Below are 23,194 nucleotides of genomic sequence, written 5' to 3' on the forward strand. Positions count from 1 at the left end.
CTATTTTGTCATTAACCTTATTTTAAATCCTTTTTGAATCTTTAAAATACCAGAAAATCTTAAATAATATGTTAAAAAAATAACAGCGCAATAAGATTTGCTACTGATATTTATCGTTTTTTGATTGGCAACCAAGACAGTTTATGCATCCATACCCCATATCCCTGCCAATATCACTGTCTCAGCGCAAGTTTTAACAGTTAATTTCAATTTCTAAAAAATAGTATAAGAGAATGATAATATAATACATATTTCATGCCTATTGATTGTATAATTTTATCTCTTATTCAGTATTTCCCTAGTTTCTGGCTACTGAATGAACTAAACTATTTAACATAACTAATAATAACACATGATTATGAAACAATCAATTTACTTTGGCTTTTTCACATGGATGGACAAGACCAAAAGGTTGTTCAAAGCATCCCAAGTACTTGCTTTGGTCGTCTTTTTGGTTTCTGGGCTCCACCTAGCTCAAGCCAACAACAACCTAACACTTGATGCACTACCGAATGTACAGAATACGATTTCAGGTACTGTAACGGATGCCGCTGGTGCTCCGCTACCTGGCGCAAGTGTTCTGGTCAAAGGCACAACTAATGGTACCCAGACCGATTTTGATGGCAACTACACCATCAATGCCGATTCAGATGATACTTTGGTTTTCAGTTATATCGGTTTCGGAACCCAAGAGATTGCAATCAATGGGCAAAGCACCATCAATGTGACCATGTCTGAAGACATGAACAATCTAAGTGAAGTGGTAGTGGTTGGATATACGACCCAGACTAGGGGCGATTTGACCGGCGCCGTAGCTTCGGTAGATGTTTCAGAAGCGACGAAACAGCCACTGGTGAACGTTGCTGAGGCACTAGAAGGAAGGGCTACTGGTGTTAACGTTACTAATAATGGTGCACCAGGAAGCCAGCCCGTAGTTCGTATTCGTGGCTTAGGTACCCCAAACAATAACAACCCGCTCTATATAATTGACGGTGCACAGACAACTGATGGAAGTATCTTGAATACCATCAATCCTCAAGATATAGCACAGATAAATGTATTGAAAGATGGCGCGGCTTCTATTTATGGTGCAAGGGCTTCAAACGGTGTAATTATAATAACTACTAAGAGTGGAAGCTACAACCAAAACAAATTGAGCGTGAATGTTGACATATCTACCGGTTTTAGTAGAGCTACCAGATTGCCCGAAATATTGAATGCACAACAATTGGGAGATGTTTTATTTGAAAGTTTGACCAACGATGCCATACAAAATGGAACCGATCCTGCGGCAATAAGTCACCCTCAATTTTTCCCGACCGGTGGTTCCCCTACTGTTCCCTCGACTTTATTGGGTGCTCCTGTACCGACTACTGTAAATGGCCAAATTGGCACTAATTTTTTAGACGAAATATTTAGATCGGCAAGCACCCAAAATGTAAGTATCTCAATGTCGGATGGTGGGGAAAAATCGAAGTTTTCAGCAACATTCGGTTATCTTGATAGACAAGGTATTCAATTGGAAACAGGTTTTAAACGTGGACAGGCGAGGCTAAACTCAGAATTTAAGTTAGGCAATCGGCTAACCATTGGGCAACACGCCAATATTTCTTTCAATAATAATCAAAATTTTCAAGGCAATAGAACACAACTTGCCATGCGTTTAAGCCCTTTAGTGCCCGTACGTGATGACAACGGTTTCTTTGCAGGCACCTATTCGAATGCGCTAGGTTTGTCAAATGCTACGAATCCGGTTGCAGACTTGATACGCTCGAGTGATGATTTTCTAAAACAAACTAGGATAATTGGGGACGTTTATGCAAGTCTTGAAATTGCGGACGGTTTAACCGCTAAGACCTCTATAGGTGGTGATATCAGTATACTTAATACCAGAACTTTCTTGGCTTTAAATCCAGAACATTCTGAAGCAAGGGGAACCAACACACTTACTGAAAGAAATCAGCAGACCTATAATTGGATATGGACCAATACCTTAAATTACGTCAAAAATTTTGATGAGCATACCGTAAATGTACTCGTCGGTGTAGAAGCACTTCAAAATACCGGTAAAGGATTACAGGTTGCGGCTACTGGTTTTATAAATGAGACCCCAGATTTTTATTTACTGAGCAATGCTTCTGGAAGTCCGATAGTAGATCCTGGAAACACTTTCGACTTTGAGAATACACTATCCTCCGTTTTTGGTTCGGTAAATTATTCCTATGCGGACAAATACTTGTTCAGTGCCACGGTACGAAGGGACCGTTCTTCTAGATTCATTGGAGATAATGGTACGGGCGTCTTCCCCGCTTTTAGTGGGGGCTGGGTCGCTAGCAACGAAGACTTCTTTCCGCAAGATGGATTTATAAACAGACTGAAAGTGAAGGCTTCATGGGGACAATTGGGTAATCAAGAACTTCCTGTAAGTAATCCTTCAGCAAATATATTCAGCCTGAACAATCAAGTGGCAGATTACGCATTTGATGGTGGCAGCACTATATCTTCAGGTGCATTTTTATCACTTCTAGGAAATCCTGACCTTACTTGGGAAACCAGTGAAACCTTTAATGTTGGGGCCGAGTTTGGCTTATTTGATAATGCCTTATCCCTCGGTATAGAATACTATCAAATTACCACTCAAGATTTAATTGTTTCCAACACCAACATTGGTAGTGATACAGGTGCAGATGCCACCGCACCGTTCGTAAACTCAGGAAATGTTGAAAATCGTGGATTCGATATAAGCGCGTCTTTTCAGACGAATTTTTCCGAAGATTTCTCATTTGGGGCAGATTTAAACGTTTCAACATTAACCAATGAGGTCACCGAATTGTTAAGTCCGCTAATTGGAGATACATCCTTCAGGAACGGAGCTATCACTAGAACAGAAGTAGGACTACCTATATCTTCTTTTTATGGAAGAGTGGTTGACGGTATTTATAGGAGCGAAGCAGAAGTAAATGCCGGACCTGACCAAGGATTTGCCACTTCGGCTGACGGAGTTGGGAGACTTCGATATGTTGATATTAGCGGGGATGGAGTCATCAACGATGATGATTTGACATTTATAGGAAACCCACATCCGGATGTGATACTAGGTTTAAACCTTAACGCCACCTATAAGAACTGGGACTTTTCTGCTTTTTTCAGTGGAACTATAGGAAATGACATCTATAACTATGATAAAATTTTCACTGACTTCGCAACTTTTCCCAATGGGAATAGAAGCTCTAGGGTATTAGATGCTTTCAATGCCACTACCAACCCAGATGGGTCACAACCTGCATTAAGTTTCAGTGTTCGAAACGGAGAAATAAATCCAAACTCCTTTCTTGTTGAGGATGGTTCCTTCGTTCGTTTGAAAAATGTGGTAGTAGGATATACATTACCTAATCAATTGACAGATAGATGGGGCATTTCTAGTTTGCGTATTTATGCAAATGCCAGTAATTTGTTTACCATAACGGGCTATGACGGTATAGATCCAGAGATACCGCCATTTAGTGGTGCCAATTCAGCCTTGACTATTGGTGTGGATACCAACAATTTTCCACTAGCTCAAATTTTCCTTTTTGGAGTTAATTTAAAAATGTAAAAAAAATGAAAAAGAAATTAATTTGCTTAAGTTTAATTTTAATGGGATTTGTCATCTCATGTGGTGATGAGTTTGCCGAAACCCCTGCGGTTGGGGCATTGAGCCCAGAAAATTTGGTAAATCCACAGGGGGTAGACCTTTTATTAACAGCCACATATTCCCTTCTTGACGGGTGGCGAAATAGTATTCAAGGTAACCAATTCGCTGTAAGTGGTGATAACTGGTGGTTTGACGTTATCGCCGATGATGCCCATAAGGGTAGTACCGATAGTGACCAAGGTGACCTAGAATTAGTGGAAGAAAATGACTGGCAAACCAGCAACGGTTATTTCAGGGCAAAATTTACTTCATTGTATGCCGGGGTAAATCGAGCAAACGCAGTCCTTTCAGTAATAAACGGTATCGACCTTACTACACTTCAACCGAGTGAAGCCGAAGCTATAAGCAATCAAGCCGCAGAAGCTAGATTCTTAAGGGCACACTTTTATTTTTCCTTAATCAAAATCTTTGGAAATGTGGCTATTGTCAGTGTTGAAAACTATGATGCGCAAGAATTCAATCAGCCCAATGTCGAAGGCAGTCCTGTAAGTGCTATAGGCGATAGTCCTGCTTGGGCTCAAGTAGAGGCTGATTTTCAATTTGCCGTAGAAAACCTTCCTGCGACTAGAGCAGATCAACCAGAAGCAGGAAGGCCAACCGCTATTGTTGCGAGAGCTTATTTAGGCAAAGCCCATTTATATCAATCCGATTGGGCAAATGCGCTTACTGAATTGACTGCTGTAATCAATAGTGGAGAATTTGCACTTAACCCAAATTACTTGGACAATTTCACCGCTGCAGGTGAAAATGGGGCTGAATCCGTATTTGCCATTCAATTTGCCGCAGATGGAGGACAATCTTTCAATGGAAACAGAGGTGGTACATTAAATTTCCCAGGCGGACCCCCAATAGGTGATAATGGAACGTGCTGCGGATTCTACCAACCAACCCAAGACTTAGCAAATGCTTTTCAAGTAGACGCTAACGGCTTGCCTCTTTTCGATACATTTAATGATTCTGATTTTTCCAGTGATTATGGTATTCCCTCAGATGCAGCCTTCACACCTGACACTACCACTCCGGTAGATCCAAGAATCGATTATACCGTCGGAAGAAGGGGAATTGATTACAACGGTTTCGGAGAGAATATAGGTGCTGATTGGATAAGAGCGACTTTTGCAGATTTTTCGGGTCCTTATTTACCAAAGAAAAATGTGTATCAAGCAAATGAATTAGGTACAAGTCAAGGAACCGGAGCGTGGGGTCAACAACATTCCGGTGTCAACTACAATATTATCCGCTATGCAGATGTGTTGTTAATGGCTGCTGAAGCTGCCGTTGAAACAGGTGACCTTGCTACTGCTTTAAATTATGTAAACCAAGTCCGTGCAAGAGCTTCAAACACCCCAGTAGTTCAAGCCATAGATGGTAGTGGCCCTGCAGCGAATTATCAAGTGGGAGAGTATAGTTCTTTCCCAGATGCCAATTTTGCTAGGGATGCGGTTCGTTTTGAGCGACGTGTGGAATTGGGTATGGAAGGACATCGCCTTTTCGATTTAAGACGTTGGGGTGTGTCTTCTCAAGTATTAACCGAATACTACTCTAACGAAGGTAGGGCAATACCTCCTTTTGGAGCATCCGTTAATCCTTATGACACCAGACAAGATTTGTGTCCAATTCCTCTTGATGCTTTAGGTTTAAGTGGTGGTACTTTAACACAAAATCCCGGTTATTAAATTTAAGTTTAGTTGAGTTTTATTAGTTTAAGTTTAGCTGCAACGGACAGGGCATTTATATAAATGCCCTGTTTTTTGTTTATCCCCATGGTCTGTTTAAATTAGTAACCCGAAAAAAATTGTTATGATCTCTAGATTTTTTTTAAGCCTACTGTTCATTTTTGGATGTATATTTCTAACGAGCTGCGCTGATGAAAGCGACAATAAAGAACAGGTTTCCCAGACCATTTTCAACAGACTCGCTATAGACCAAACGAACATTGATTTTTCAAATACCTTACGCGAAAACGATTCGTTGAATTATTTCACCTATGCCTACATTTATATGGGTGGCGGAATATCTGCCGGTGATATCAACAATGACGGCCTTACCGATTTATATTTTACAGGCAATATGGTACCCAACAAGCTCTATCTGAACAAGGGCAATCTACAATTTGAGGACATTTCGGCCAAGGCTGGCGTATCTGGTGATTCGCGTTGGTACACAGGCACCACGATGAGTGACGTGAACAATGATGGCTATCTGGATATTTATTGTTCCGTGGGAGGAAAATTTGGCCCCAAAGAGAACCAACTTTTTATCAATAACGGCGATAATACCTTCACTGAAATGGCCGACGATTATGGTATTGCCGATGTAAGCAACAGTGTACAATCGACATTCTTTGATTATGACCGTGATGGGGATCTAGACCTGTATATCGCCAATTACCCTCCTACTCCCTTTAACGCACCAAACTATTTTTATGCGTTCAAACAAAAATCCCAGAAACCATTGGAATCTGACCGTCTTTTCAGAAATGATGGTGACACCTTTACCGAGGTTACCGAAGAGGCCGGCTTGAAAACCTTTGGTCTTTCGCTTAGCGCCACCGTAGGTGATCTAAATCAAGATGGTTGGCCCGATTTATATGTCTCCAATGATTTTAGCACACCAGATTATATGTTTATCAACAACCAAGACGGAACATTCTCTGAACAAGTACGTTCTGCCACGAAAAACACCTCATTTTATGGTATGGGCGTCGACATTGCCGATTTTAACAATGATAGATTTTTAGATATTCTTCAAGTAGACATGACCTCTCAAGTCAATAGAAGGGCAAAAGCCAATATGGCCAGTATGAATCCTGATTTGTTCTGGAGTACCGTCAATTATGGGTTTCATTATCAATACATGCAGAACAGTCTTCAGATGAATAACGGCAACCTATTAGACTCCATTCCCGATTTTAGTAACGTATCGAGAATAGCTGGCGTTTCATCAACAGACTGGAGCTGGGGCCCCCTAATCGCTGATTTGGACAATGACGGTTGGAAAGATATTTTTATCTCGAATGGAACCCGGCGTGAAATCAATAACAGGGATTTTTTTAAGGAAATCGAGAAAAAAGGATTACCAAAGGATAGTACCCTTCAAAAAACCTTGGCCATTCCCTCTGAGAAAATTGACAACTATGCCTTCAAAAATAATGGGGATTTGACCTTTAGCAAAAAAAATAAAGAGTGGGGTATTGAATTCAAAGGCTTTTCTAACGGTAGTGTTTATGTGGATCTTGATAATGATGGTGACCTTGAAATTGTAACCAATAATATTGACGATGTTGCAAGTATTTTCGAAAACAAAAGTTCTTCAAAGAATAATTCCATCACATTGAAGTTCAAAGGAACCCAAAAGAATCCATTTGGAATCGGTGTAAAAACAACCTTATTTTCAAATGGGTCAACGCAGTACCAAGAACTCACAATGACTAGGGGCTTTCAATCATCGGTTGCACCAAAAGTCCATTTTGGTCTTGGACAGACAAAGACCGTTGATTCCATTAGTGTGGTATGGCCTGATGGAAAACAAGAATTAATAGTCGCTCCTGATACAAATCAAGAACTACTGGTCAACTATCAAAATGCAGGGGCAATAGACCTCGTTAAGCCTAAAATACCAAAAAAGCTCTTTCAAACTGAAAAAAGTAAAAATCGTATAGTGGAACACTTACATAAAGAAAATCGTTATGATGATTTTTACAAAGAAATCTTGCTTCCCCATAGCACCTCTATGTTTGGGCCAAATGTAGCAGTTGGTGACTTAGATAATAATGGTACCGATGATATCGTTGTTGGCGGTTCTTCACACCATCCTACCTCGATTTACTTACAAAAGGCGTCAGGCTTTGTTCAAACTGATATTAGTGTCTTCAGTGAGGACCTTATTTCTGAAGATATGGGCATACATATCTTTGATGCCGAAGGTGATGGGGATAATGATATTTATATTGCTAGCGGTGGCAATGAGTTTGCGCCGGATGCCAAGGAACTTCAAGATAGGTTATACCTGAATGATGGCAAGGGCAACTTCTCAAAATCAACCACGGCTTTACCCAAAATGATTACCAGCTCATCACGGGTAAGTAGTCACGACTTTGATAAAGATGGTGATTTAGACCTGTTCATCGGGGGTAGATTGATTCCAGGAAACTATCCATCACCGGCCAATAGCTATATATTGGAAAATAGAAGTACGGAAAGTAAGGTGCAATTTGTGGATGCCACACAAAAGATAGCTCCTGTTCTTTCGAACCTTGGCATGGTAACCGATGGCCTTTGGACGGATTACGATCAAGATGGATGGACCGATTTAATCCTTATAGGTGAATGGATGCCCATAACGGTCCTCAAAAATGACGAAGGGTATTTCAAAGATGTTTCGTCAATTTTAGGTGTTGAAGATTCCCGTGGTTGGTGGTTCGGTGTTAATGAGGGGGATTTTGATAACGATGGCGATATGGACTATATCGTTGGTAATCTTGGGCTTAATTACAAGTATAAGGCAAACGAAGACGAAACCTTCGATATTTACTTCAATGATTTTGACAATAATAGCACAAATGATATTGTTTTGAGTTATTACAATGAAGGTGAAAAATTCCCAGTACGTGGCCGCGAATGCACCTCACAGCAAATGCCGGCCATCAAGAAAAAATTCAAAAACTATGAATCATTTTCAACGGCGACCTTAGAGGATGTTTATACAGAAAAAGAATTGAATGAGTCGTTACACTATCAAATAAAATCATTTGCAAGTGTGTACCTAGAAAATAAGAATGGAAAGTATATTTTTCATAAGCTGCCGACATTGGCCCAGCTATCATCCATAAACCAGATTCTTGTGAACGATTATGATGAAGATGGTAATCTCGATGCCCTTGTTGTAGGCAACTTGTATAGCTCGGAGGTAGAGACCCCTAGAAATGACGCCAGTAATGGACTGTTTTTAAAAGGTGATGGAAAAGGTGGTTTTGAACCGATTACCGCAATGGAAAGCGGCCTTTATGTACCAGGGGACGTTAAAGACATGGTGAAAATCAAAATTCAGGGAAGCGATTACTTGATTGCCGCCAAAAACTCAGATTACCTGCAATTCATTCAAGTGAATTAATTTCAAAAAGCCTAAAAATAAAAAAGCCGATGTAATTACATCGGCTTTTTTTGTGGGCGCTGAGGGATTCGAACCCCCGACCCCCTCGGTGTAAACGAGGTGCTCTGAACCAACTGAGCTAAGCGCCCTAATTCCTCATCTTAAATGAGGAGTGCAAATATAGCATCATTTTTTCGTTACCCACAAATAAATACCAGAAAAATTAAACTACCTCAGCAACAACAAAAGTACTACCGCCCACGTAGATAAGGTCTTCCTTTTTTGCAGCATGTTTTGCCTTTTTAAACCCTCTTTTTACTGTATTATGTATGGTTCCTTTTAAACCGTAATTTGCTGCCAACACCTGTAGCTTTTTCGCATCAAAGCCACGGGGAACATTAGGTTTCACAAAATAATATTTCGCATTCTCAGGGAACAGCGGCAATAACTTCCCTAAATCTTTGTCGTTTACAAAACCTAGCACCATATGTAATTTGGCATACCTCTTTTTTGACAACTGATCTAAAACCAAAGTTAGCCCCTCCTTGTTATGGGCGGTATCACATATGGTGAGGGGTTTTGTTGCCAATACCTGCCATCTTCCTAACAAACCTGTATTACCCACAATATTCTTAAGGCCTTTTTTCAATGATTTTTCTGATATATCAAACTCTTTAAGCTCCTTTAAACAACCTAGCACACCTTTAATATTTTTCTTTTGATAATTACCGATCAAATCGGTTTTGTAGACATTGTGTTCAAAATCATCCGCAAAAACAATTTTAGACTTTTTTTGATGTGCCAACAGCTTGAATATCATCTCAGTTTCTGATTGTCGCTCACTGATAACTACTGGGACTCCCCTTTTAATAATTCCAGCTTTTTCCATCGCAATTTTTTCCAAGGTATTACCGAGCATTTGCATATGGTCGTACCCAATATTGGTTATCAATGAAACTTCTGGGGTGATAATATTCGTAGAATCCAATCTTCCCCCAAGCCCGACCTCAATTATTGCAATATCTACTTCCATTTTGGCAAAGTGGTCAAATGCCATACCAACAGTCATTTCAAAAAAAGAAAGGTGATGGTATTCGAGAAAACCCATATGGTTTCCAACAAACGAGGTGACGGCTTTCTTTTTGATTTTTTTTCCGTTAATCTTAATACGCTCCCTAAAATCTCTCAAATGGGGTGAGGTGTAGAGCCCGACATTATAACCTGCTTCCTGTAATACGGATGCCAACATATGGCAACTAGAACCTTTACCATTGGTTCCAGCGACGTGTATACTTTTAAACTTCTTTTCGGGATGGTCTAGATACCTTGCGAAATCTTTAATGTTATCAAGCTTATTATTTAAGGCAGAAGCGCCTTTCTGCTGATACATTGGAAGTTGGGCAAACATCCATTCCACAGTTTTTTGATAGTTCACTACTGCCCCAATTTGAAGTTCACCACTACAAAACCAGTCTGTTGTGAGGGCGCATTGGAATCTAGGTTCCATTTGTGCATAAACGCCGTTTTTCTGGCGGGTTCAAGTAAACAAGGCGCGTTATTGGTCGTGCCTTTCACTCCAGGCACCGCTTTGATTACCTTTCCATTTCTATCCACCACTATTCGTACCACTACCCTACCATCTTCATTGCATTCTTGTTGTACCTTACCTTTACTGACCAATGATCTTCCATTCAATCCATACCCCCCTGTACCGGCCCCACTGCCTGGGGCTCCATAGTAACTAGTGGCATACGGGTTTCCATCGGGCCTTCCTTTATCACCCTGTCTGATGTCATCACCCTCACTACCAGAGTCTTCCCCATCAGATTTACCTATGCCCCCCATTAGCGCATCCAACTTTTTCTTTTTAGCCTCTTGCTCTTGCCTTAGCCTTTCTTCGGCCTCCCGTTTTTCACGTGCTCTTTGTGCTGCTTCAGCTTCAGCTTTTTTTGCCACCGCTTCCGCTTTTCGTCGAGCCTCCTTTTGTTGTTTTATACGAATGGATTCCTCACTTTCTTGGGTAAGTACTTTTTCAGTAGGTAATTCTTCTTCTGTGACTTGTTGCTCCTTAATAGCTTCGCTCACTTCTTCAACTTTTTCTTGAACTTTTTCCGGTTCAACCGGAGGTTTCGGAATATCCAAAGGTTCTGACCTTATTTTTTTCTTGGGCTGTTGATTTCCACTGCCAAAGTCCATAGTACCAAAATTAACGGCAATACCATTTTCTTCTGGAGGATCTAAATAGGTCAAGCCAATGTAAAAAAGTAATAACAGAAGTACACTCAACAAGACTGTTGTTAGTGTGAAGGATTTTTTCTTGTGTCTCGTATCTAAAAACGACATTATTTCGGTCGCACGGCCAAAATTACCTTATAATTATTTCGATTGGCGATATCCATAACATTGACCGCTTCTTTAATGGCAACGCTTTCTTCCGCCCTCAGTATTATAGTTGGTTTTTCTTGACCTTCAAGTGCTTTTTTTAGTTCAATTTCAATGTATTCTCCGTTAATCTGTTCATTATTAACGTAGTATTTTAAGTTTTTATCAATCGTGACCGAAACGTTTTGTGTATTCGTTGATTTCCCTTTCGCCTTAGGCAGTAACAAATCCAATGCATTAGGTGCATTAGCCGTCAACATAAAAAAGACCAACAGCAGAAAAACAATATCCGTCATCGAAGACATGCTAAAATCAGGACTAACCTTATTTCTTCCTTTCAATTTCATTCTAGTCAGTCTATATAGGCTCGTTCAACAAATCTAAAAATTCCACCGCGTTAGCCTCCATTTTATGGACTACCTTATCCGTTCTGTTTACCAAATGATTGTAACCGATATAAGCAATAATACCAACAATCAAACCGGCTACGGTCGTGGTCATCGCAGTGTAAATACCTGAGGCCAGTGACCCCATTTCAGCTTGACCACCACTACTGGCCATTTGATGAAAGGCTAAAATCATACCGATTACAGTCCCTAGAAAACCTATCATGGGAGCAGCACCAGCTACGGTTGCCAAGATATTGACATTCTTTTCCAGTTTGTATACCTCTAAGGTACCCGCGTTTTCAATGGCAGTATTGATATCATCCAAAGGCTTCCCGATTCTAGAGACACCTTTTTCGGTCAATCTCGCTACCGGTGAATCTGTTTGCGCACATAGCAGTTTGGCCGCTTCTAATTTACCATTCATGACATGGTCACGAATTTGATTCATAAAATTCTTATCGATTTTTGAAGCCGCACTGATAGCAAAGGTTCTTTCGAAATAGATATAGAGTGCCACAAAGAGAAGTACAAAAAGCACGATAACAATAATAGTACTGGCCGCACCTCCATTTAAGATCAAATCAATTACGGATAGTGTCTTTTCTTCTGAGATAGCATCTGTTAAATTCTCATCAGACGCCTGGTCTTGGAATAATATCATAAGTTGTCCCCAATTTTAATTGACCTTATAACGGGGAATTCTGCATAAAATTATGTTTAAAGTACAAAATCGCGCATTGCAATAAATACCAATGCGCCAGCTACAAAACCTATAAATGCCAGCCAAGCGATTTTCTTCAAATACCAGAAAAAATCAATTTTCTCCATACCCATGGCAACCACACCTGCAGCAGAACCAATAATCAACATACTACCCCCCGTACCGGCCGAATAGGCGATAAAATGCCAAAGGGGATTATCCCCACCTTCAGAAAACATACCGATACTTGCGGCCACCAATGGAACGTTGTCGATTACCGCAGAACCTATACCCAATAACATGACCACAATATCGGTCTGCGGTATGGCTTGGTTCAAGCTTTCGGCATAGTTGAACAATAACCCCAATGACTCAAGGGCGGCAACGGCCAGCAAGATCCCTAAGAAAAATAGGATGCTGGGGAGCTCAATTTTGGTCAAGGCCGAATGAACGGGGCTATGGTGTGAAGACTCGTGATGGTCTTCATCGATTGCAGAACTAATGTTAAACTTGGCGTTACTATAGATTTCTGCAAAAGTAGCTACTATGGCCAAAGAAAGCATCATGCCCACATAAGGTGGTAAGTGTGTAATCGTTTTGAAAAAAGGAACAAAAACAATGGCCCCTAGGCCCAAGTAAAGCATGGTAGGCCCATATTTTGATTTTGAACCTTCCGTATTTGTATCAATATCCACATCACCACTAAAAACCTTAAATCTACTTGCAATGATCGTTGGCACCACCATACAGGCTATTGAAGGTACCAAAACCCGCAATACCAAAGATCCGGCCTCGACCTTTCCGGCTATCCAAAGCATCGTGGTAGTGACATCACCAATTGGCGACCAGGCACCCCCCGCATTGGCATTGATAATAATCAGACCCGCAAACCAAAGTCGTGTTTCACGATCTTTGATTACCTTTTGTAATATGGTAATCAATACAATAGTGGCGGTCAGGTTATCGATAATCGCAGAAAGGATGAATGCTAAAATGGAAAAGATCCAAAGTAGTCGACGTTTGCTCCTGGTTTTTATATAACCTTTAATCGTTGCAAACCCATCAAAGTAATCAATGATCTCTACAATCGTCATTGCACCCAACAGAAAGACCAATATTTCAGCGGTCTTACCCAAATGATGCAATAGTATTTCCTCGATGTGGGTGGGTTCCAACTTTTTCAATTCCGCATTGACCTCAAAAACATCCATATGGGTCAAGGCAATAATTGCCCACAAAATAGCCATCATGGCCAAGGCTGGAATAAGCTTATCTATTTTTAGATTGTGCTCTAAGGTTATGGCCAAATATCCAGCCAAAAAGACAATAATTACTATAGTTTCCATTATTCAGTTGGTTTAGAAGAAATATTTGTAGTCAGTTTAAAATCTTGACTTCGTTAAATCGGTAGTTCAAGATAAGTTAAATATAAGGATTGAAAAAACGAACTCCCAATCAGCCAGCAACTTTTTTATGTATTCAACAATTCTCGCATTTCATCCATTATTATTATGAATTCCCTATCTAAACCTTATCTTTGTATAGATTTTTTACTTTTTCCTCAATATTATGGATTTCACCCTTACAGAAGAGCAATTAATGGTCCAACAAGCGGCTAGGGACTTTGCACAAAATGAATTATTAGCCGGAATAATTGAACGTGATGACGCCCAACAATTCCCGACCGAACAGGTTAAAAAAATGGCCGAATTGGGATTTTTGGGTATGATGGTGGATTCAAAATATGGTGGAAGCGGTTTAGATACGCTCTCATATGTGTTGGTCATGGAAGAACTCTCAAAAATCGATGCATCCTCTTCAGTAATAGTTTCAGTGAACAACTCTTTGGTATGCTGGGGGTTGGAGGCGTTCGGTTCGGAAGCCCAAAAGGAAAAATATCTGACCAAATTGGCAACAGGTGAGATCATCGGTGCTTTTTGCTTATCAGAACCCGAAGCAGGTAGCGATGCAACCTCTCAAAAAACAACTGCATTGGATAAAGGAGACCATTATATCTTAAATGGTACTAAAAACTGGATTACAAACGGAAATTCGGCTGAAGTTTACTTGGTCATCGCTCAAACCGATATAGAAAAAGGGCATAAGGGAATCAACGCCGTTATCGTAGAAAAAGGTATGGAGGGTTTTGAAATAGGACCTAAGGAGAATAAGATGGGTATTCGAAGCAGCGATACACATTCCTTGATTTTCAATGATGTCAAAGTACCCAAGGAAAATAGAATCGGTGAGGATGGTTTCGGATTTAAGTTTGCAATGAAAACCCTGGCTGGTGGCCGAATAGGTATTGCAGCCCAAGCCTTGGGCATTGCGGCCGGTGCATATGAGCTGGCCTTGAAGTATTCAAAAGAGCGTAAAGCATTTGGTACTGAAATCGCAAACCATCAATCGGTGGCCTTTAAGTTGGCCGACATGCATACCAAGATTCAAGCAGCGAGGCACCTAGTTTACAAAGCAGCTTGGGATAAGGATAATGGCAACAACTATGACCTATCAGGCGCAATGGCCAAATTATATGCCGCAGAGACCGCAATGGAAGTCGCTACGGAAGCAGTTCAAATACATGGTGGAAATGGTTTTGTCAAAGAATATCATGTAGAACGATTAATGCGTGATGCCAAAATCACCCAAATTTATGAAGGTACGTCTGAGATTCAGAAAATCGTTATCTCTAGAAGTATCTTAAAAGGATAATTTTTAAACCCCCTAAATTCTAGGGGGTGTATCGAATTATTCTAATTCTTTTTGAGGCGGACACCATTTTGACATGGTAATTTCCATTTTGGAGGGTACATTTTCCTGAAAACCCTTTTTCAAAAGCAATCCCATCGGTATTTTTCCCTTTAAATTGCGAACATCCTAATTTAGGCATGGTTATTTTTCCATTATGGATATTATTTAACATTTACCCATGGTTGTTGGTTTTTTTATGGTGTTTGTTTTAAAATCATGATTATTATTCATTGATTATGATATTTTTGAAGAAATACCATAACAATGAAGCCAGAAAAACAAGGACTATACCTTCCAGAGTTCGAACATGACAATTGTGGTGCAGGGTTTATTTGCAGCCTTCAAGGAAAAAAATCAAATGACATCATTCATAAGGCACTTGAAATTTTAGACAAATTAGAGCACCGAGGTGCCGTAAGTGCAGATGGAAAGACCGGTGATGGCGCTGGAATACTAATAGATATCCCCCACGACTTTTTCAAAAGTGTTTGTAGTTTTGAATTACCAGAAGCTGGAAATTATGCTGTTGGCAATGTTTTTCTGCCCCAAAAAGAAAATCAACGACAATTCTGTATCAATACTTTTGAAGGGAACATCAAAAAACAAGGATTGCGACTTTTAGGCTGGAGGGATGTACCGGTCAACAAAGCCGTACCCGGTCGAATAGCGGCGGAAACGGAACCTTTTGTCAAGCAGGTTTTTATAGCACCTGATGGCGAGAAGGATTTTTTTCAATTTAACTTGAAGTTGTTCATTGCACGAAAGGTAACAGAGCATACCATCAATACCTCAAAGCTTTCGCAAAGTCAGTTTTTTTATATACCGAGTTTATCGCAGAAAATCATCATATTTAAAGGGCTGCTTGTTCCCGTTGATATTAGCCGTTATTATGAAGATCTATTAGACCCTAGGGTAATTACAAGATTGGCGTTGGTCCACCAACGGTTTTCCACCAATACCTTTCCTACATGGGATTTGGCACAACCGTTTCGATATATGTGCCACAATGGTGAAATCAACACCCTTCGGGGCAATGTTGCCCGTATGCGTTCAAGGGAAGAATTGCTGCAGAGTGATTGGTTCGGTAAAGAGATAAAGAATATCTTACCGACCGTCCTACCCGGTAAATCGGATTCGGCCAGTATGGATATGGTTGTCGAACTGTTGCTTATGACCGGCCGTTCATTACCGGAAGTAATGATGATGCTCGTACCAGAAGCGTGGGAGAAGAATACGGAGATGTCGAAGAGCAAAAGGGCCTTTTATGAATACAATTCATGCTTAATGGAACCTTGGGATGGTCCCGCATCAATCCCATTCACCGATGGCAATTATATTGGGGCCGTATTAGACAGAAATGGCTTGAGGCCTTCACGCTATTCGGTGACTAAGCAAGGATATGTTATCATGTCATCTGAAACGGGTGTAGTGGACCTACAACCTGAAGACATCGAATATCACGGCCGTCTTGAACCAGGAAAAATGTTCTTGGTCAATATGGAAGAGGGGCGAATTGTCAATGATGAGGAAGTAAAGGAAACCATCGCCAAAAAACATCCCTATCAAAAATGGCTCAAAAATAATCTAGTCCATTTAAAAGATATTCCATATAATGATTGCCCAGTATTCTTCGGTGAGTTTCCTTTGGCTACAAGACGTGCTGCATTTGGATACACCCAAGAAGACATCAATACCATTATCATGCCCATGGCACAAAATGGTAAAGAACCGATTGGGTCAATGGGTTCTGACACCCCAATAGCGGTGTTATCAGAACGTCCACAACTGATCTACAACTACTTCAAACAATTATTTGCACAAGTGACCAACCCGCCCTTGGATGGTATTCGGGAAGAATTGATAACGGATATCAGCTTAACCCTGGGAAGTGATCACAACATATTTGACATTAATGAACTTCATTGTAGAAAATTAAAGATTCAAAATCCGGTCATTTCCAAAGAGGACTTGGATAAAATCAAAAACTATGATGTCAGTAAGGATTATAAAGTCACTTCGATTTCAACCCTGTATGAAATCGCAAAAGGCCATAATGGCCTTGAAGAAGCTTTGCAAGCTATTTTAAAGCAAGCTTCCGATGCCGTTGATTCCGGTGCCAACATCATTATTCTCTCTGATAGAATGGTAAGCTCTGAAATGGCGGCGATTCCCGCTTTGTTGGCATGTTCCCACGTGAACAGCGGTCTTCGAAAAATGGGCAAACGTTCAAGGCTTAGCATCATTATTGAGTCAGCAGAACCTAGGGAGGTACATCACTTCGCCTTATTGTTCGGTTTCGGGGCCAGTGCGATCAACCCCTATCTGGTCAATGAGATCATAGGTCAGCAAATAGAAGAGAATCAAATCACCGAATACACTTTCGACGAAGCCATTAAAAACTACAATAAGGCAGTTGGCAAGGGCATTCTAAAGGTCATGAACAAAATTGGTATCTCGACATTGAATTCTTATAGGGGTTCCCAATTATTCGAATGTATAGGAATCAACACCAAAGTGGTCGATACGTACTTTCCAAATACCCCAACAAGAATTGAGGGAATTGGGCTGTATGAAATCGAAAAAGAAATCGCAAAACGACACCGCAAAGCATTTAACCGCGATGTTATTGATGCAAATCTCGAATTGGAAATTGGTGGCGAATACCGTTGGAGACGCGATGGTGAAAAACATATGTTCAATCCGTTGAGTATTGCCAAATTGCAAAAAGCCGTTCGCAACAATGAACCTAGCACCTATAAAGAATATTCAAAATTGGTCAATGAACAGTCAAAGCGCTTAATGACCATAAGGGGCCTGTTCGAGTTTTCCAATTACGACCCTATTCCACTTGAAGAAGTCGAACCATGGACCGAAATCGTAAAGCGTTTCAAAACCGGTGCAATGTCATACGGCAGTATTAGTAAAGAAGCGCATGAAAACCTAGCAATTGCCATGAACAGGATTGGGGGTAAGAGCAACTCTGGCGAAGGTGGTGAAAATGCCGAGCGTTTTTATAAAAATCAATCGGGAGACTGGCGTAACAGTGCTATAAAACAAGTTGCCTCTGGCCGTTTTGGGGTGACCTCCAATTATTTGACCAATGCCCAAGAAATACAGATAAAGATGGCCCAAGGCGCCAAACCGGGTGAAGGTGGTCAATTACCCGGCCCAAAAGTGAATCCTGATATTGCACAAACCCGAAATTCGACACCCTATGTAGGTTTAATTTCGCCACCACCACATCATGACATCTACTCCATCGAAGACCTGTCCCAACTGATATTTGATTTAAAGTCTGCCAATAGGGAAGCCCGCATCAATGTGAAATTGGTGTCCGAGGTTGGTGTGGGTACTGTGGCGGCCGGTGTCGCCAAGGCCAAGGCAGATGTAGTTTTGATTTCCGGTTTTGATGGCGGAACGGGGGCATCACCATTGACCTCGTTAAAACATGCCGGTCTACCATGGGAGCTGGGCATCGCTGAAGCCCAGCAAACGCTGGTGTTAAATGATTTAAGAAATCGTATCGTACTCGAATGTGATGGCCAATTAAAAACCGGGCGCGATGTAGCCATAGCTTGCTTGTTGGGTGCAGAGGAATTCGGTTTCGCAACGGCACCACTAGTCGCTTCAGGCTGTGTGATGATGCGGGTATGTCATCTGAATACGTGCCCCGTTGGTATTGCGACCCAAAATCCTGAACTACGTAAAAAATTCAAGGGCAAACCAGAGCATGTGGTCAACTACATGTATTTTGTCGCTCAAGAATTAAGGGAGATTATGGCAAAACTAGGTTTTAGATCTGTAGATAAAATGGTAGGCCAAGTGCAAAAGCTGGACAGAAAAAAAGCGATAGACCATTACAAGTCGGCCGGTATTGACCTTAGCCCTATTTTATACCAAGTAGACGTTCCTGACGGCACGGCATTCCACAACACTGAAACCCAAGTTCACAATATTGAAAAATCAATAGAATTCGATATCATCGCGAAAGCCCATCCAGCATTGTTCCGAAAAGAGAAAACAACCTTGGATTTTCCTATTTATAATACCGATAGGGCGATAGGAGCGATAATCAGTAATGAAATCTCAAAAATTTATGGAGCAGATGGATTACCTGAAAACACATTGCGCCTTAATTTTTCAGGTTCGGCAGGGCAAAGCTTTGGTGCATTTGCAACTAAGGGACTGACTATGATCGTCAATGGAAACACCAACGATTATCTTGGTAAAGGGCTTTCAGGTGCAAAATTGATCATAAAAGTCCCTGATAAGGCTACCTTAAAACCAGAAGAAAATGTAATTACCGGTAACGTGACACTTTACGGTGCCACTTCGGGTGAAGCCTATATTAACGGTAAAGCGGGCGAGCGTTTCTGTGTGAGAAATTCAGGGGCAAAAGCGGTTGTTGAGGGTATAGGCGACCATGGGTGTGAATATATGACCGGTGGTGTTGCGGTTATTCTAGGCGAGGTCGGTCGTAACTTTGGGGCAGGAATGAGTGGTGGAATTGCCTACATCTTCGACAAGAATGACACCTTTAAGAACAAATGCAATTCAGAATCATTGAACTTACTCGCCGTAGAAGAAGACAACGACATCGAGGAATTAAGATTGCTAATCGAGAATCATTACAACGCCACCATTAGCCCTCTCGCACAACACATTCTTGAGAACTGGGAACAATGCCTATCGAAGTTCATAAAGGTGCTACCTGAAGAATACAAACAGGCCTTACTTCGATTGGAAAAAGAAAAATTAGCATTACAATAGGCACTTAATTAAAAAAGTAATCATGGGAAAGACAACCGGGTTTTTGGAATTTAAGCGTAAAGATGAGTCTTATGCTCCTGCAAAAGAACGTGTCAAAAATTATAATGAGTTTACAAAACCCCTTAATCAAACGGAATTACGGAATCAGGGGGCACGGTGTATGGATTGTGGCATTCCCTTTTGCCATAGCGGATGCCCATTAGGCAATTTGATTCCTGATTTCAACGATGCCGTTTATCAAGGTAAATGGGAAAAAGCAACAAAAATTTTACATTCCACCAATAACTTTCCCGAGTTTACCGGTCGCTTATGTCCTGCACCCTGTGAAGAAGCATGTGTTTTAGGTATCAATGAAGACCCAGTATCGATTGAAAACATCGAAAAGAACATTGTGGAAACGGCTTTCAAAAACGGATGGATAACGGCGAATACACCGCCGAAAAGAACCGACAAAAAAGTAGCCGTTATTGGTTCGGGGCCGGCAGGTCTGGCAGCGGCACAGCAACTAAACCGAGCAGGACATACGGTGACCGTTTATGAACGTGATGAGAAAATAGGGGGATTGCTCCGCTATGGCATACCTGATTTTAAAATGGAGAAGAACGTCATTGACAGAAGGTTGGCCATTTTAGAAGAAGAAGGTATTATTTTCAAAACAGGAGTCCACGTAGGTGTGGATATCAAGGCCGATGATTTGAAAAAAGAATTTGACGCAGTGGTACTATGCGGTGGGGCAACGATAAAAAGAACCCTTCCGATACCGGGATCAGATTTAAAAGGCGTAGTACAGGCTATGGATTTTTTACCCCAGAACAATCGCCGTGTTGATGGGGTAAAAGACTTAGGCGAAGAGCTAGTGGCAACCGATAAAGATGTCATCGTTATCGGTGGTGGCGATACAGGTTCCGATTGTATTGGAACATCCATTCGTCATGGAGCCAATTCCGTCTCTAATTTTGAAATTATGCCTATGGCGGGCACCGAACGCCCTGTTGATCAACCGTGGCCATTTTGGCCCATGAGATTGCGCACCAGTTCTTCACACAAGGAAGGTGCAGAACGCTTTTTTAGCATCTCGACAAAAAAGTTTATTGGTGATGAAAATGGCAACCTTACTGGACTTATCACGTCAGAAGTCAAATGGCAACCCGTGCCTGGACAGCGCCCTAAGTTGACTGAAGTTGCTGGCACAGAGAAAGAATGGAAATGTCAACTCGCACTATTGGCCTTAGGCTTTACAGGTTCGGAAACAACATTGGCCGATCAATTCGGACTTGAGTTCGATGAAAGAACCAATATAAAAGCTTCAGAATCGAATTATAAGACCAATATCCCCGGTGTTTTTGTTGCGGGGGATCAGCGTCGTGGACAGTCATTGATCGTATGGGCAATTTCTGAAGGTCGTCAAGCAGCATATCATATCGACACCTATTTAATGGGTAAATCAAACCTTCCCCTAAAAGGAGAAGGTGATTTGCCGCGAATTTAACCAGAAATCATACGGAACGGACCCTTTATCTAATAACCAATCTCTTGATTACCGATTTGTTTTTTGAAGTTATTTTCAAAAAATAGAGTCCACTTGAAAATTCCTCTATTTGAATGGTTTCATTTGAATTGTAGGTCTTATCCAATACTGTGCGCCCGTCAAATGAAATCAATTTCAGATTTACCTTAGAATCAACTACATTTTTAACTTGTATGTTGCTATGTGCAGGGTTCGGAAAAACAAATGCCTCTAATTCGTTATCAAAATCTGATAACTGGATTTCATCAGGTAAACCGGCTAATAATGGAGTACTGCTAAACAACTCATAGGCACCTATATCAAAATCACCTCCTTGGGGTCTTGCCAAATTGGTAATATCGGATACGATTCCCCATGCGGAAACGTCTGAACCCGCATCTACCAAATCAGAACTTGGATCTGCAGGACTAAAGTCATTGGTCGCAGTAGCCGTAAGCCCCAAAGTATCCATCTGACGGGTCATGATATTGGAGTAAATCCTGCTTAAAGAGCTATCCCGTTCAATCCTCTTATTAAAATCAAAATAACTTTCTTGATCTCCTTTCCATGTGTTGCCCGAAGCGTGATCATTACCAGGGTCAACAATCAAGTTGTTTACAAAATAAGTGGGTACGTTCTCTTGTGTACTGTACTTTAAAGATGCGTCATTGGTTTGTGTAATAACGGTGTTATAATAAACCCCAGAATCCCCAGGTTCAACAATTGTATTGTTCACCACATAATATCCCTCGTTAGCATCATCAAATTCGTGCCTATTATGCATAAAGATTCCGTGAAAATCAGGTTTTACCAATACGTTATTATAAATCTTGGTTCCGCTTTCGGCACTGATAAACTGCATTCCCTGACCTAAATTCGCTGGCCCATTTTCCATATAATTATTATATATGCTATAAATCCCGCCACCGATACTCATAGCAAAATCTTGGGCATATCTGTTATCCGTTCCGTAATCAATAATGGTATTGTCCCTAATCCACCCATTTTCCCTGACCAGGTTCAACTGTATACCATCCCAAGCTATATGTTCCAATAAGTTGTGATGGATATCGACATTTTCAAGCCAATGTCCAAAAATAGGGGTGCCATTACAACTTCGGTTGGTCTTGATCTTGTAACCGCCGGTATAACCAATATAAATTCCCTCGGCCCCTGTATGGTGAATGTAGTTATTGTGTATCTCTAAATTTTTAAGTACATACCCATTAGAACGCCAAGTATCGGGATTGCTACAACTAGGGTCGGTTTTGGCCATAATGCCTGCAAAACCCGTATTTTCGATTTCAATGTGGTCAATTTCAAAATCAGAGCTCAAATCTTCAATACCTATACCCGAAGAACCTCCATTGGCAACTTCCTTAATATGTATACCGTACTCAAAAGCTTGATCACCAGTACCCGTTATACGTATGAATTCACTTCGTTTAAAGGCGATTCCGGTGTACTGTTGTTCTACAATCTCAACTTTTCCACCACAATTCGTAAAAGTTACGGGCTCAGTGTCGGTCCCCTCAAAATCGAAGAACCTAAAACCGGCATAGGTACCAGCCGGAATGCAGATAGTATTACCAGGTGCATAATTAACTTGGGATGCCAAAATGATGTTCAACGAATTTTGTTTCAACCCTGTCAAAGTAACATCACAATTACAAGACTGCGCGCGCGCAGTATGTAATACCAAAAAAAACAAAAAAGTAAAGTGTAATTTTCTTACCATAGTCTAATTTTATGAATTATCAAACAGATAGACCATAGCAAAATATCCGTTCATATTTTACAATTGTTCAAGAAATAGGAGGGGGAACGTGCTTAGGAGACTTAAGGACTTTGCGAATATATGAAATGTAGTCTTTTTCTTACCATTATATTGAAATATTTTAACATTTAGC

General features: G+C 40.9%; 13 protein-coding genes and 1 tRNA gene. 6 read left to right on the forward strand and 8 right to left on the reverse strand.

The window, feature by feature from the left end; genetic code table 11:
- Positions 1-358 precede the first annotated feature (358 nt).
- The 3 genes from AACM45_RS15170 (at position 359) to AACM45_RS15180 (ending at position 8,806) form a co-directional block, all read left to right on the forward strand.
- Positions 359-3,595, forward strand: coding sequence for a SusC/RagA family TonB-linked outer membrane protein (locus AACM45_RS15170; RefSeq protein ID WP_339143751.1), 3,237 nt, complete (start codon positions 359-361; stop codon positions 3,593-3,595).
- Positions 3,596-3,600: 5 nt separating this feature from the next.
- Positions 3,601-5,370 carry a RagB/SusD family nutrient uptake outer membrane protein gene (locus tag AACM45_RS15175; protein ID WP_339143752.1) on the forward strand — a complete coding sequence of 590 codons (1,770 nt, stop codon included), beginning with the start codon at positions 3,601-3,603 and terminating at the stop codon, positions 5,368-5,370.
- A gap of 124 nt (positions 5,371-5,494) precedes the next feature.
- Positions 5,495-8,806 carry a VCBS repeat-containing protein gene (locus AACM45_RS15180; protein ID WP_339143754.1) on the forward strand — a complete coding sequence of 1,104 codons (3,312 nt, stop codon included), beginning with the start codon at positions 5,495-5,497 and terminating at the stop codon, positions 8,804-8,806.
- A 53-nt stretch (positions 8,807-8,859) separates the two neighbouring features.
- Here the strand turns inward: AACM45_RS15180 and AACM45_RS15185 are convergent.
- From AACM45_RS15185 to nhaD, 6 genes are all read right to left on the reverse strand, one after another.
- A tRNA-Val gene (locus tag AACM45_RS15185) sits at positions 8,860-8,934 on the reverse strand.
- Positions 8,935-9,008: 74 nt separating this feature from the next.
- A complete protein-coding gene (locus tag AACM45_RS15190) occupies positions 9,009-10,220 on the reverse strand; it encodes a bifunctional folylpolyglutamate synthase/dihydrofolate synthase (RefSeq protein ID WP_339143756.1) in 1,212 nt (403 codons plus the stop codon).
- The gene (locus AACM45_RS15195) at positions 10,220-11,128 is read right to left on the reverse strand and encodes an energy transducer TonB (RefSeq protein ID WP_339143758.1); all 909 of its coding nucleotides are present in this window, start codon (positions 11,126-11,128) and stop codon (positions 10,220-10,222) included. The genes AACM45_RS15190 and AACM45_RS15195 overlap by 1 nt, the downstream gene beginning before the upstream one ends.
- Positions 11,128-11,514 (reverse strand): ExbD/TolR family protein, encoded by a 387-nt coding sequence (locus AACM45_RS15200; protein ID WP_339143760.1) that lies wholly within the window; start codon positions 11,512-11,514, stop codon positions 11,128-11,130. The genes AACM45_RS15195 and AACM45_RS15200 overlap by 1 nt, the downstream gene beginning before the upstream one ends.
- A 10-nt stretch (positions 11,515-11,524) precedes the next feature.
- Positions 11,525-12,217 (reverse strand): MotA/TolQ/ExbB proton channel family protein, encoded by a 693-nt coding sequence (locus AACM45_RS15205; protein WP_339143761.1) that lies wholly within the window; start codon positions 12,215-12,217, stop codon positions 11,525-11,527.
- A gap of 56 nt (positions 12,218-12,273) precedes the next feature.
- Positions 12,274-13,602 carry a sodium:proton antiporter NhaD gene (nhaD, locus tag AACM45_RS15210; RefSeq protein WP_339143763.1) on the reverse strand — a complete coding sequence of 443 codons (1,329 nt, stop codon included), beginning with the start codon at positions 13,600-13,602 and terminating at the stop codon, positions 12,274-12,276.
- Between the two features lie 223 nt (positions 13,603-13,825).
- Between nhaD and AACM45_RS15215 the strand changes: the two genes are divergently transcribed.
- Complete coding sequence (locus AACM45_RS15215; RefSeq protein WP_339143765.1) at positions 13,826-14,968, forward strand: acyl-CoA dehydrogenase; 1,143 nt, start codon at positions 13,826-13,828, stop codon at positions 14,966-14,968.
- 19 nt (positions 14,969-14,987) lie between these two features.
- Here AACM45_RS15215 and AACM45_RS15220 read toward each other — a convergent pair whose 3' ends face one another.
- Entirely contained in the window at positions 14,988-15,179 is a 192-nt protein-coding gene (locus AACM45_RS15220) for a hypothetical protein (protein WP_339143767.1), read from the reverse strand.
- Positions 15,180-15,271: 92 nt separating this feature from the next.
- On the opposite strand from AACM45_RS15220, the gene gltB reads away from it, so the two are divergent.
- Together gltB and AACM45_RS15230 are read left to right on the forward strand one after the other, a co-directional pair.
- Positions 15,272-19,777, forward strand: a complete 4,506-nt coding sequence (gene gltB, locus AACM45_RS15225; RefSeq protein ID WP_339143768.1) for a glutamate synthase large subunit — start codon at positions 15,272-15,274, stop codon at positions 19,775-19,777.
- Positions 19,778-19,799: 22 nt separating this feature from the next.
- Positions 19,800-21,266 (forward strand): glutamate synthase subunit beta, encoded by a 1,467-nt coding sequence (locus tag AACM45_RS15230; RefSeq protein ID WP_339143769.1) that lies wholly within the window; start codon positions 19,800-19,802, stop codon positions 21,264-21,266.
- 25 nt (positions 21,267-21,291) lie between these two features.
- On the opposite strand, the gene AACM45_RS15235 is transcribed toward AACM45_RS15230, so the two are convergent.
- Complete coding sequence (locus AACM45_RS15235) at positions 21,292-22,914, reverse strand: T9SS type A sorting domain-containing protein (protein ID WP_339143770.1); 1,623 nt, start codon at positions 22,912-22,914, stop codon at positions 21,292-21,294.
- Positions 22,915-23,194: the final 280 nt, after the last annotated feature.

The sequence above is a fragment of the Croceitalea sp. MTPC5 genome (genome assembly GCF_036985505.1).
Lineage (GTDB): Bacteria > Bacteroidota > Bacteroidia > Flavobacteriales > Flavobacteriaceae > Croceitalea.